The following is a 12,677-nucleotide window of genomic DNA, read 5'->3' as shown; positions in this document are numbered from 1 at the left end:
TCAGGCAACTGCCGGCGGTGCGCGCGGCTGATAGGTGGCGGAGACGGCGGTACGCAGCGGGGCTTTGAATGCCGCAAAAGGCACGGCGGCGGCCCAGCCGTCGAAATCCAAAGGCGGGACGGCGGCAAGCAGGGACGATCCGGCGTCGTGAGTGGTCTGCTTCGGCGCAAGCTTGCGCTCGGCGGCGAGCACCCCGCGCAGAGCCTCGCGCGCGGTCAGCTGCGGCGCCTGCGGATCACGGCCGGAAGAGGAAAGCGTATTGACGGCGGCGGCAGGCGAGAGAACCAGGTTGCCGCCGAAGAGTAGGCCGAGATAGGCAAGGATGGCGACCGCAAGGGAAGCGGCGATACGGATCGTCAGACGGTGCTGGTCCAGCTCCATCTCCTCCGTTCCGGCGATGTCACTCCCGTATCGGCTCAAAAGCGCGCCAATCTCTCATTCTTTTTCCAGCGGAGCAGTGCCCGTCGGTATGATTGTATCAGGCTCGTGCCTGTCTTCATAGGGAACACTCTCATGATGCACTTGAGCGAGCCGGTCAACCATGCCAAGCGCGATTTCGCGTTCGCCCATGATGACGGTATCGGCGCCGTATTGCTTCAGCTCGTCGACCTCGGCGTCGGAATGGGCGCGGGCGACGATGAGGATCGAGGGATTGACGCTGCGCGCCTGCTCGGCGATGCGGCAGGCCTCGAAGGCGTTTGGAATGGCGATGGCGAGGCTGCGCGCCGTCGAGAGATTGGCGAGATCGAGCGTCTCCCGCGCCACCGCATTGCCCATGAAGGCTTCGATGCCCTGCGCCTTCAATTCGCCGATACGCTTGTCGGAATCTTCGATGACGAGGAAGGGCGTGCCTGACGATTTGAGGTTCTGCCCGACGATCCTGCCGACCCGGCCGTAGCCGATGAGGATCGCGTGGCCGCTGAGGGCAGTCGGGTGGACCTCGTCGTCTTCAAGCGGCATCTGTTCCTGAGCGGCGCCCGCATCCGCGGCGGCAGCGGGGTCGGCCGCGGCCTCCTCGCGCTTTGCGCCTTCGAGAAGAGGCCGCATGCGGTCGCAGAGAAAGAACAGCAGCGGGTTGAGAACGATCGAGATGATGGCGCCGGCGAGGATCAGGTCGCGGCCTTCCTCCGGCAGCAGCCCGAGCTCGACTCCGAGAGCGGCGAGGATGAAGGAGAATTCGCCGATCTGGCCAAGGCTTGCCGAGATCGTCAGCGCCGTTCCGAGCGGCTTCTTGAAGGCGAGCACGATCAGGAAGGCGGCGACGGACTTGCCGATGACGATGATGAAGATGGTGGCGAGGATCAGCAGCGGCCTGTCGATCAGGATGTTCGGATCGAACAGCATGCCGACCGAGACGAAGAAGAGCACGGCGAAGGCGTCGCGCAGCGGCAGGCTTTCCTGGGCGGCGCGATGGCTGAGCTCGCTTTCGGCAAGCACCATGCCGGCGAAGAAGGCGCCGAGCGCCAGCGACACGCCGAAGAGCTTCGCTGCGCCGAAGGCGACGCCGAGCGCAATGGCGAGCACGCCCAGCCGGAAAAGCTCGCGCGAGCCGGTATGGGCGATGCGGTGCATCGTCCAGGGAATGAGCTTGCGCCCGAAGACCAGCATCAGCGCCACGAACAGCGCCACCTTCACCAGCGTCATCGCAATCATGGCGCCGATGCCGAGATCGAAGCCGAGCAGGCGGCTCAGCCCCGCTGAAAGCGGCTCGACGGGGCCGTGGCCGTCACCGCCGATGCTGGCGGCTGCCGGTATCAGCACCAGCGCCAGCACCATGGCGAGATCCTCGACGATCAGCCAGCCGACGGCGATCCTGCCGCGCTCGGTCTCGACGAGCCGCCGCTCCTGCAGCGCCTTCAGCAGCACGACGGTAGAGGCGACTGAAAGCGCCAGGCCGAAAACCAGGCTGCCGCCGGTCGGCCACCCCATGAAGGCGCCGAGCGCCCAGCCGAGCAGTGTGGCGAAGGCGATCTGCGCGATGGCGCCCGGCACGGCGATGCCGCGCACCGACAACAGGTCTTTGAGCGAGAAATGCAGCCCGACGCCGAACATCAGCAGGATCACGCCGATTTCGGCAAGCTCCGGCGCAAGGCTTTGATCCGCCACGTAACCCGGCGTATGCGGCCCGACCAGCACGCCGGCGATCAGATAGCCGACAAGCGGCGGCATGCGCAGCCGATGGGCGATGGCGCCGAAGACGAAAGCCAGCACGAGGCCGCCGACGATTGTCGAGATCAAGGGCGTATCGTGTGGCATTGCTGTCTCCCGATCTGGAAATCCCGTTCGCAATATGACATATATGGTCTATATCGACCAATATGGGTAACTTGAAATCATGGGTCAAGGCGCCAGGGAAACAATTCTAAGCCCCGCTCTTTGCCGGGCTGCACGTGGTCTCCTCGACTGGACCCAGACCGATCTTGCCGAGAAGGCCGCCGTCTCGCGCAGCACCATTCGCGATTACGAGGGGCGCCACCACGACATCCATCGTGCGACGGAGGCGCAGCTGCGCCTCGCCTTCGAGGAAGGCGGCGTCAAATTCATCGAGATCGAAGGCGCGGGCACCGGCCTCTGCCTGCCCAATCGGCCAGGCTGACGCCGGCTCAGGGCGCCAGGCAGGCGGCCGAGACCTTGTAGATATAGAGCGACTTGCCCTTGTAGTAGCCTGCTGTCGGCTGCCAGTTCTTCAACACTTCGGGCGTCTCGGTGGCGCAGGTGAGGGGGGCGTCCGTCAGGAAAAGCACGGTGCCGGTCATATCGGCGGGCAGGGCGAATTCCTGCTCGTAATAGCTCTCCGGAAGGCCTGCCGGCGCCCGCGCATAGATCCTGTAGGATGCGTCGCGCAGCGTATAGAAAAGATCGGCGACCATGTCGCGGTTGTTGGTGACGATGATGTCGATGCCGGCCGGGCCCGCAAGTGCCGCCGCCTCGCGGCTGACCTCGGCGCGGCCGAGATAGCGCTTCATCAGCTCGTCGCCGTTCGGCAGCAGCAACTGCTGCGGAAAGATCGTCGCCAGTGGAAAGAGCAGGCTTGCGATGCCGTTGATGGTGAGCGATAGCCGCAGCCCCTTCGGCCACAGGCGATAGAGAAGCCAGACGGCAAGGATCGTCCCGGCGACATAGGCGGTCACGGCCCAGTTGGCATAGGCTTTGGCGACCGTCGCCTGCAGGGTGATCAGCACCACCACCGGCATCGACAGCCAGATCAGCATCTTCTCGCGGTCGTCGCTCCTGCCCCTGATCATGCGGTAGACCGCCCAGAGCATCGCGAAAAATATGATTGGCCCGACGACGCCGAACTGGGCGGCGAAGAATTCGAGCCCGCGCCTGAGGTTGATGCCGAGTTCGCTCCAATGGGCGATATCCTGCGTATGGCGCACTGTCGTATTGTCATGCTGCAGGTTCCACCAGAGGTTCGGCAGGGCGACGGCCGCCGATACCGCGACCGCGATGATGAAATCGCGAATGGCGATGCGCGCCGCTGGAATGAGAAGGAGGGCAAGCGCGCCGCCCGGAACGACGAACAGCACTGCATATTTCGTCAGGAAGGCGAGGCCGACGCCGAGGCCCATGACGAGCGCCAGCCCGACCGAGCGCCGCTGCGTCAGGCCGAAATAGGCAAGCAGGGCGATCGCGATGAAAAAGAGCAGGATCACGTCGGTCGAGAAGAACACCGAGGAAAGCGCCACGCCAGGAAGGGTGATGTAGGTGGCGCCCGTCCAGCCTTCGATCTCCGGGCCGACGAACCGCTTGGCCACCTTCATCAGCACCAGGGCCGCCGCCATGTGAATCAGCGGTCCGGAGAGCCTGATCCAATAGATGGCGTTGGAGCCGGAAAGCTCGGTCATCGCCCGGATCACCCAGGCGATCATCGGCGGCTTGGAATAATAGCCGAGATCGAGATTCTGCGACCAGAACCAGTACTGCGCCTCATCAACGAAAAGGTCCGTCGCATCGAAATGGAGCGAGACGACGCGCCAGAGCGTGAAGCCAAGGACGATGAGGAGACCAGATCTGGGGGACATGAACTTAAGTGTTCCGCTGACATGAAAGGCGCGAGTGCGATTACACCAAAGGCGCCGGACTGCCAACGGGAAAGGGTTCTTAGAACACCCGAAGCGGGCGGATGTCGCGGTTTGCTGCGATAAAATCGAGACGGGCGACGGCTGCAAGCACCGCTATTGCAATCAAGCAGGAACCCAATCCGAGGACAATCATTGCTCTGTCCTTGTCGACGTCATGTCTTGGTTATCGACCGGCATATAACACGGAGCTTGCGTGTGCCTTGTAGCAGCCGTGCAACTGCGCGGCAGTATTTCTTATGAGCTGAGCTGAATTGCTTCAAAAGCCAGCACTGGGAAAGGCTTATTAACCTTCAAGCAAGGAATTAACCATAAACATTGGGTTACACGTCGGAATGGGAAGATGCACTCGTTCCCACCAGGCATGACGCCGTACCGCCGTACCGGGTCGATCCGGTATCCATCTCTTCAGACAGCTTCGAAACATAGCTGATCAGAGGGCTTTTGTCGGCCGGTGCCAACCGGCGATGAAGACCGTCTCCACGCTCTGCGTTCATCGGATGCTGCAAAGGTTTTTGGCCAGGCATTCGCCTGGAAAGTGGGTTGGGGACAGGCGTTGAGGCAGGACATGCCATCAGATCAGGCTCGTGGAGCGCAGGCAGGCAGCTTGCGCGACCGCCTGCGCTTTGCCGGTCTCGATGCCGATCAATGTGAACTCGTGCGCCGCAACCGGCCGGCCCTCGAAGCGCATTTGAAGGCCGGTCTGCGCGATCTCTTCCACCGGTTCCAGTCCTTCCCCGACGCCGCCCGCAATTTCGAGAGCGAAAGACAGGTCGATCGCCTGCATGATCTGCAGTCCTCGCATTGGGACGTGCTGACGGATGCGCGCTTCGACAGCCTCTATGCCGAGCGTGTCAAGGTCCTCTCCGATACCGAAAGCAAGATGGGGCTCGACCCGCGCTGGCACGTGGCCGGTCACGGCGTCATACTCGAGCATGTCGTTTCCGGCCTTGCCGAAGAAATCGCCGGCCGCCCCTTGCTGCCGTCGGCCAAGCGCCGTGCACGTGAAATCTCCGATCTGATGACGGCGATCATCCGCATCGTCATGGTCGATGTGGAAATTGCCGTCTCGCTCCGTTTCAACGCGCTACGCGCCGCCCAGAGCCGCGCGCTCGCCGATCAGCGGACCGACAGCGAGGCCGAGATCGCCAGGATCTTTGGCGATGTCATCGAAGGCCTGTCCGCACGCGACCTGACGCGGCGCGCGCCCGTCGATGGCGCCAATGCCGCGATCGCCACCGCGCTGAACAATGCCTTGGATGGCCTGCAGGCCGAGTTCACCGCCATCACCGAACGCACTTATAAGGCCGAGGCGGCGACAGGCTCGCTTGCCGGCCTGTCCAGACAGTTTGCCGGCAATGCTTCCGGCCAGGCCGATCGCCTCCAGCTTTCCGCCGCCGCTCTTGCCGGCATCGCCGGCAGTGTCCGCGACGGTGCCGCCGACAGCCGTGCCGCCGAACAGGCTGCCGCCTCGACCCGCGCTGCCGCCGAGGAAAGCGGCGAGGTCGTCGGCCGCGCGATTACCGCCATGGCCGATATCGAACAATCGGCCGAAAAGATCGGCCAGATCATCGGCGCGATCGATGAGATCGCCTTCCAGACCAATCTCCTGGCGCTGAATGCCGGTATCGAGGCCGCCCGCGCCGGCGATTCCGGTCGCGGTTTTGCCGTCGTGGCCCAGGAAGTCCGGGCACTTGCCCAGCGCTCGGCCGAAGCCGCCCGCGAGATCAAGACGCTGGTGACGACGACCAAGGCGCAGGTCGATGCAGGCGTGCAGATGGTCGGCCGCACGCAGGATTCGATCGGCAGTATCGTGCGCCAGGTCACCGACATCAATGCGGCGATATCAGGCATCGCCACCAAGACCGGCGAGCATGCCGCAAGCCTCGACAGCGTCACCGCCGACGTCAAGGGCCTGGGCGCCGAGGTGGCCGATAGCGCCGGCTTTGCCGAACGCACGGCTGATGGCGCCGACCACCTCCATACCGTCATTCTCGAACTCGGCCAGACGATTCGCGAATTCCGCATCGCCCGCGAGAACGCTCTTGCCGGGCGCCCGGCGCCGGCCCGCGCGACGCCGCCTCGCGCCATCGAGGCGGCCGCCCGTCCGGTACCGGTCGAAGACGAATATGAAAATGATGATTTTGGCCTTCCGCAGCCCTTCGCAAGCGTCGGAGGTGGGCGGAATGTTTACTAACCTATCGGATTATCGCCTCAGCTCATCTTCTCGGGCCGGGGACAAGGGGACAAGGAAAAGCTGATGGTAGCAAAGAAGAGTGGCAAGACGCTGAATTTGACAGCGGTGCTCGACCTCAACGAGGCTTCCGCCTTGCGCGATAAACTCCTCTCGCTGCGAGGCAGCGGTCTTTCGATCGACGCATCGGGCGTCGAACGGATCGGTGCTCTCTGCGCTCAGGTTCTGATGTCCGCCGAGAAGACCTGGGAGCAGGACAAGCAACCCTTCGCCTTTTCCAAGGTGTCCGATGCATTTCAGAAAACCATGCAGCTGGTTGGCGTCAATATTGACCACCTGCTCGCCAAGGAGATTCGGCAATGAAGAAAAAAGTGCTTACCGTGGATGACTCCCGCACCATCCGAAACATGTTGCTCGTGACGCTGAACAATGCCGGTTTCGAGACGATCCAGGCGGAAGACGGCGTCGAGGGCCTCGAGGTTCTCGAAGAGTCCAACCCCGACGTCATCGTCACCGACATCAACATGCCCCGCCTCGACGGTTTCGGCTTCATCGAAGGTGTGCGCCGCAACGAGAAATACCGGGCGATCCCGATCCTGGTCCTGACCACCGAAAGCGACGCGGAAAAGAAGAACCGCGCCCGCCAGGCCGGTGCCACGGGCTGGATCGTCAAGCCCTTCGACCCGGCCAAGCTGATCGATGCCATTGAGCGTGTAACCGCTTAAACCCAGGATTTTCTCCTATGGATATGAACGAAATCAAAGAGATCTTTTTCCAGGAGTGCGAGGAGCAGCTCGCCGAACTGGAATCCGGTCTTCTGAAAATGAATGATGGCGATCGCGATCCGGAAACCGTCAATGCGGTGTTCCGTGCCGTGCATTCGATCAAGGGTGGCGCCGGCGCCTTCGGCCTTGACGATCTCGTAGCCTTCGCCCATGTCTTCGAGACCACTCTCGATTGCGTTCGTTCCAACAAGCTTGAGCCGACCCAGGACGTCCTGAAGGTGATGCTGAAGTCGGCTGACGTGCTCGCCGACCTGACGAATGCTGCACGCGATGGCGGCAGCGTCGATGAAAGCCGCAGCCGCGGCCTCGTCAAGGAGCTGGAAGCGCTGGCCAACGGCGAATTGCCGTCTCCTTCGGCCGCCGCTGAAGCCCCTGCGCCGAAGGCCGCCGCAAAACCCGCGCCGGCTGCTGCGGCACCCGCTCCCAAGCCGACCGACGACAGCGGCTTCCAGCCGATCCCCTTCTCCTTCGACGATTTCGGCGGCGATGAGGCGGATTCCGACCTGCCGGCTTATGAAGTCACGTTCAAGCCGCGCTTCGAGCTCTACTCCAAGGGCAACGACGCCACGCTGCTGCTGCGCGACCTCTCCCGCCTCGGCGAAATGACCATCTATTGCAACATGGACGAGCTGCCGGGCCTCGATGAGCTCGATCCGGAAGGCGCCTATTTCTTCTGGAACGTCACGATCAAGACGGACAAGGGCGAGGACGCCATCCGCACCGTCTTCGAATTCGCCGAGTGGGATTGCGACCTGACGATTAAGCCGGTCGACGAAGCGGCGGGCGATGCAGGCACCAACGAGGAACTGCCGATGGTGCCGGTTCCCTTCGACCTGTCGATCCTCGACGAAACGAGCGCGACGGAAGAGACTTCCCCCGGCGCGCGGGCCGACGAGACGGCCGCGGCCGTTGCGGCTGCGGAAACCGCATCCAACGTCACGCAGATGGCCGCGGCCGCCGCTCGCGTCGAAAAGAAGGAATCGGCAGCATCCGCGGCCGCTGCCGCAAATGCCGCCGCCCAGAACAATGCAGCCGGTGCCGGCCAGACGATCCGCGTCGATCTCGACCGCGTCGACCGCCTCATCAACCTCGTCGGCGAATTGGTCATCAACCAGGCGATGCTCTCGCAGAGCGTCATCGAAAACGACACGACCGGCACCTCCTCGATCAACATGGGTCTCGAAGAGCTGCAACAGCTCACCCGCGAGATCCAGGATTCGGTCATGGCGATCCGCGCGCAGCCGGTGAAGCCGGTCTTCCAGCGCATGTCGCGTATCGTCCGCGAAATCGCCGACATGACCGGCAAGTCGATCCGCCTGATCACCGAAGGTGAAAACACCGAAGTCGACAAGACGGTTATCGACAAGCTGGCCGAGCCGCTGACCCACATGATCCGCAATGCCGTCGACCACGGCATCGAGACGCCGGAAAAGCGCGCCGCCGCCGGCAAGAACACTGAAGGCACGGTTCGCCTCACCGCCAAGCATCGCTCGGGCCGCATCCTGATCGAGCTTGCCGACGACGGCGCCGGCATCAACCGCGAGAAGGTTCGCCAGAAGGCGATCGACAACGATCTCATTCCGGCCGATGCCAACCTGTCGGACGAGGAAATCGACAACCTGATCTTCCTGCCGGGCTTCTCCACCGCCGACAAGATCTCCGACATCTCCGGCCGCGGCGTCGGCATGGACGTCGTCAAGCGCTCGATCCAGGCGCTCGGTGGCCGCATCAACATCACGTCGAAGCCGGGCCACGGTTCGGTCTTCACCATGAGCCTGCCGCTGACGCTCGCCGTCCTCGACGGCATGGTCGTCACCGTCGCCGGCCAGACGCTGGTCGTGCCGCTGACCGCGATCGTCGAAACCCTGCAGCCGGAAGCCTCCGCGATCCATTCCTTCGGTGCGAACCACCGGCTGATCTCGATCCGCAACTCCTTCTGCCCGCTGGTCGATGTCGGCCGCATCCTGAACTTCCGCGCGACCCAGGCCAATCCGGTCGAAGGCGTGGCGCTTCTGGTGGAATCCGAAGGCGGCGGCCAGCGCGCCCTGATGGTCGATGCCATCCAGGGCCAGCGCCAGGTGGTCATCAAGAGCCTGGAAGCGAACTACACCCACGTGCCGGGCATCGCCGCCGCCACCATCCTCGGTGATGGCCGCGTGGCTCTCATCCTCGATGTCGACGCGGTTGTCGGCGCTTCGCGCGGCCAGTCGCTCAAGGCGGAAATGTCGTTGGCAGCGGTAGGATAAGGCGATGTCGTACACCGTAAAAAGTCTGAGCGAAGGGGACCGCGAGCTGATCGCGTTCCGCATCGGCGATCAGGAATTTTGCGTGAACATCATGTCGGTTCGCGAGATCCGGGGCTGGACCCCGGCAACCGCGATGCCGCACTCGCCGGCCTATATGCTCGGCGTCATCAACCTGCGCGGTGCCGTCCTGCCGATCATCGACCTTTCGGCCCGTCTCGGCATGAAGCCGGCGGATCCCACAGCCCGCCACGTCATTATCGTCGCCCAGGTCCGGCGCAAGGTCGTCGGCCTCCTGGTCGACGCCGTCTCCGACATCCTGACGGTGACCGACGAGATCATCCAGCCGACGCCCGAGATTTCGTCCGACCTCGAGCGCCAGTTCGCCCGCGGCGTCCTCGCCATCGATAAGCGCATGATCTGCCTGATCGAACTCGAAGCCCTCTTTTCCGAAACCGAAAGCGAAGCCGCATGAATGCAATGGGCGCAAAAGATCAGAGGCAGGGAGCCGACGAGGTCCTGGCGAGCGGAGAATATCCGCTGACGCGCCGCGACCTCACGGAAATCGCCGCGATGATCTATTCGGATGCCGGAATCTTCCTCAACGAGACGAAGGCTTCGCTCGTCTATTCGCGCCTGTCGAAACATATCCGCAATCTCGGCCTGTCCGGTTTCCGGGAATATTGCGCGCTCGTCGCTTCGCCGGCCGGCGCTGCGGCCCGCCGCGAGATGCTGTCGCATCTGACCACCAATTTCACCCGCTTCTTCCGCGAAAACCATCATTTCGAGCATCTGCGCGACCATGTCCTGCCGGAGCTTCTGCAGCGGGCGCGATCCGGCGGCAGGGTGCGCATCTGGTCGGCCGCCTCCTCCGACGGGCAGGAGCCTTATTCGATCGCGCTGACGGTGCTGTCGCTGATGCCGAATGTCGCCGACTACGACTTCAAGATCCTGGCGACCGACATCGACCCGAAGATCCTCGCGATCGCCCGCGCCGGCGCCTATGACGAGGCCGCGCTCGAAACCGTGTCGCCCGCCATGCGCAAGCAATGGTTCAGCGAGGTCGAGGTGCAGGGCCGCAGGAAATTCCAGGTCGACGACCGCGTAAAGCGGCTGATCACCTATAACGAGCTGAACCTGATGGCGCAGTGGCCGTTCAAGGGCAAGTTCGACGTCATCTTCTGCCGCAACGTCGTCATCTATTTCGACGAGCCGACGCAGATGAAGATCTGGCAGCGTTTCGCCGGCCTGCTGCCGGAAGGCGGCCATCTTTATATCGGCCATTCCGAGCGTGTCTCGGGCGAGGCGAAACACGTCTTCGACAATATCGGCATCACGACCTATCGCTACACGACCAAGGGTCTCGGGAGGAAGGCATGAGCGCGCCGGCAAGGGTTCTCGTTGTTGACGACTCGCCGACGATGCGCGGTCTGATCACCGCTGTCCTGAGTTCGGACCCCGAGGTCAACGTCATCGGCCAGGCCGGCGACGCGCTGGAAGCGCGCGAGGCGATCAAGCGGCTGAATCCCGACGTCGTGACGCTCGACATCGAGATGCCGAATATGAACGGCCTCGATTTCCTCGAAAAGATCATGACGCTGCGCCCGATGCCGGTCATCATGGTATCCACAATGACGCACCGCGGCGCCGAGGCCACGCTTGCGGCGCTGGAGATCGGCGCCTTCGACTGCGTCGGCAAGCCGGCGCCCGGCGAACCCCGGCCCTTCGGCGACCTTGCCGAAAAGGTCAAGGCGGCCGCGCGCACGCAGCGCCAGTTCTCTCAGCCGGCGGCTGCCGCCGTCACGCCGCCCCCTGCCGTCGCCGATTTCCGCGTCGGCCGCAAGATCGTCGCGATCGGTTCATCGACCGGCGGCGTCGAGGCGCTGATCGCCGTGCTGCAGAAGTTTCCGGCCAACTGCCCGCCGACCGTCATCACCCAGCACATGCCGCCGACCTTCACCAAGAGCTTCGCCGAGCGCCTCAACCGCCTCTGCGCGCCGGTGGTGCAGGAAGCGACCGACGGCGCCCGTCTTGAGATCGGCAAGATCTACCTGGCGCCCGGCGGCGAACGTCACCTTCAGGTCACCGGCGCCTCCGCGCCGTGCTGCCGCCTCGTCGACCGGCCGCCGGTCAACGGTCATCGCCCATCGGTCGACGTGCTCTTCGATTCGGTCGCGGAACTGGCGGGACGCAACGCCGTCGGCGTGATCCTGACCGGAATGGGCCGCGATGGCGCGGCCGGATTGTTGAAAATGCGCCACGCCGGCGCCAGAACGCTCGGCCAGAACGAAAAAACCTGTGTCGTTTACGGAATGCCAAGGGTTGCTCATGAACTTGGCGCCGTTGAGCAGCAGCTGCCACTGTCTGCCATCGGTGAGGAAATATTGAAAATGACAGCCGCCCGAAAGGAAGGGACCGAATAATGTCGATCGCGGAGAAAATCAAAGTTCTGATCGTCGATGATCAGGTAACGAGCCGGTTGCTGCTCAGCGATGCGCTGACCCAGCTCGGGTTCAAGCAGATCACGTCCGCAGGCGACGGCGAGCAGGGCATGAAGATCATGGCCGAGCAACCGCACCACCTGGTGATCTCGGACTTCAACATGCCGAAGATGGATGGCATCGGCTTCCTCCAAGCCGTGCGCACCAACCCGAACACCAAGAAGGCGGCCTTCATCATCCTCACCGCCCAGGGCGACCGCGCGCTGGTGCAGAAGGCGGCCCAGCTCGGCGCCAACAACGTGCTGGCGAAGCCGTTCACGATCGAAAAGATGAAAGCGGCCATCGAAGCCGTGTTTGGAGCCTTGAAATGATCAATGAGGGGGCAGCCCGCCGCGTGCACATCATTCAGGGCGAGTATAAGGTTTTGAGCGACCCGAATGCGGTGCTCTCGACCATTCTCGGCTCGTGCGTGGCTGCGTGTCTCCGAGATCCTGTCGCCGGCGTCGGCGGCATGAACCACTTCCTGCTGCCCGGTTCGGCGACCTCGCCGACATCAGGCGGCGATGCCACGCGCTACGGCGTGCATCTGATGGAACTGCTGATCAACGGTCTTCTGAAGCAGGGCGCCAGGCGCGACCGGCTGGAGGCGAAGATCTTCGGCGGCGCGAAGACGATCTCGACATTTTCCAATGTCGGTGAGCAGAACGCGGCCTTCGCCATGCAGTTCCTGAGGGATGAAGGCATTCCGGTGGTCGGCTCCTCCACCGGCGGAGACCATGGACGCAAGCTTGAATATTGGCCGGTCTCCGGCCGTGCCCGGCAATACCCCCTGACCGGCGCCGAAACCCAGAGAACCGTCGCTCTCGAGCAGCGTCCCGCCGCTCCGCAGAAGCCCGCCGAAACCAGTATCGAATTTTTTTGATGGCGAGGAT

Annotated in this window: 13 protein-coding genes; 10 read left to right on the top strand and 3 right to left on the bottom strand. The window is 63.4% G+C overall.

From position 1 onward, the window contains the following. The gene (locus tag CO670_RS03125) at positions 1-381 is read right to left on the bottom strand and encodes a hypothetical protein (RefSeq protein ID WP_097588921.1); all 381 of its coding nucleotides are present in this window, start codon (positions 379-381) and stop codon (positions 1-3) included. Between the two features lie 54 nt (positions 382-435). Beyond that, complete coding sequence (gene ybaL, locus CO670_RS03120) at positions 436-2,256, bottom strand: YbaL family putative K(+) efflux transporter (RefSeq protein ID WP_088676819.1); 1,821 nt, start codon at positions 2,254-2,256, stop codon at positions 436-438. 79 nt (positions 2,257-2,335) lie between these two features. On the opposite strand from ybaL, the gene CO670_RS03115 reads away from it, so the two are divergent. Beyond that, complete coding sequence (locus CO670_RS03115; protein ID WP_088676820.1) at positions 2,336-2,596, top strand: helix-turn-helix domain-containing protein; 261 nt, start codon at positions 2,336-2,338, stop codon at positions 2,594-2,596. A gap of 7 nt (positions 2,597-2,603) precedes the next feature. Here CO670_RS03115 and CO670_RS03110 read toward each other — a convergent pair whose 3' ends face one another. Beyond that, complete coding sequence (locus tag CO670_RS03110; RefSeq protein WP_088676821.1) at positions 2,604-4,025, bottom strand: glycosyltransferase family 39 protein; 1,422 nt, start codon at positions 4,023-4,025, stop codon at positions 2,604-2,606. Between the two features lie 625 nt (positions 4,026-4,650). On the opposite strand from CO670_RS03110, the gene CO670_RS03105 reads away from it, so the two are divergent. From CO670_RS03105 to cheD, 9 genes are all read left to right on the top strand, one after another. Further along, positions 4,651-6,279 (top strand): globin-coupled sensor protein, encoded by a 1,629-nt coding sequence (locus tag CO670_RS03105; RefSeq protein ID WP_097588920.1) that lies wholly within the window; start codon positions 4,651-4,653, stop codon positions 6,277-6,279. A 63-nt stretch (positions 6,280-6,342) separates the two neighbouring features. Next, positions 6,343-6,639: an STAS domain-containing protein gene (locus tag CO670_RS03100; RefSeq protein WP_088688868.1), complete on the top strand. Its 297-nt coding sequence runs from the start codon at positions 6,343-6,345 to the stop codon at positions 6,637-6,639. Next, positions 6,636-7,001, top strand: a complete 366-nt coding sequence (gene cheY1, locus CO670_RS03095) for a chemotaxis response regulator CheY1 (RefSeq protein ID WP_003570362.1) — start codon at positions 6,636-6,638, stop codon at positions 6,999-7,001. The genes CO670_RS03100 and cheY1 overlap by 4 nt, the downstream gene beginning before the upstream one ends. 17 nt (positions 7,002-7,018) lie before the next feature. Next, entirely contained in the window at positions 7,019-9,307 is a 2,289-nt protein-coding gene (locus CO670_RS03090; protein ID WP_097588919.1) for a chemotaxis protein CheA, read from the top strand. 4 nt (positions 9,308-9,311) lie between these two features. Continuing rightward, the gene (locus CO670_RS03085; protein WP_097588918.1) at positions 9,312-9,779 is read left to right on the top strand and encodes a chemotaxis protein CheW; all 468 of its coding nucleotides are present in this window, start codon (positions 9,312-9,314) and stop codon (positions 9,777-9,779) included. Further along, the gene (cheR, locus tag CO670_RS03080) at positions 9,776-10,684 is read left to right on the top strand and encodes a protein-glutamate O-methyltransferase CheR (RefSeq protein ID WP_088688866.1); all 909 of its coding nucleotides are present in this window, start codon (positions 9,776-9,778) and stop codon (positions 10,682-10,684) included. The genes CO670_RS03085 and cheR overlap by 4 nt, the downstream gene beginning before the upstream one ends. Beyond that, on the top strand, positions 10,681-11,727 hold the full coding sequence (gene cheB, locus CO670_RS03075; RefSeq protein WP_088688865.1) for a protein-glutamate O-methylesterase CheB: 1,047 nt from the start codon (positions 10,681-10,683) through the stop codon (positions 11,725-11,727). Before cheR ends, cheB begins: the two co-directional genes overlap by 4 nt. After that, positions 11,727-12,116 (top strand): response regulator, encoded by a 390-nt coding sequence (locus CO670_RS03070; RefSeq protein ID WP_003556488.1) that lies wholly within the window; start codon positions 11,727-11,729, stop codon positions 12,114-12,116. The genes cheB and CO670_RS03070 overlap by 1 nt, the downstream gene beginning before the upstream one ends. Then, positions 12,113-12,667, top strand: a complete 555-nt coding sequence (cheD, locus tag CO670_RS03065; protein WP_097588917.1) for a chemoreceptor glutamine deamidase CheD — start codon at positions 12,113-12,115, stop codon at positions 12,665-12,667. The genes CO670_RS03070 and cheD overlap by 4 nt, the downstream gene beginning before the upstream one ends. The last annotated feature ends 10 nt before the right edge of the window (positions 12,668-12,677 follow it).

The organism is Rhizobium sp. J15 (assembly GCF_002531825.1).
Taxonomy (GTDB): domain Bacteria; phylum Pseudomonadota; class Alphaproteobacteria; order Rhizobiales; family Rhizobiaceae; genus Rhizobium.
This window is presented reverse-complemented; position numbering and strand designations above follow the sequence as displayed.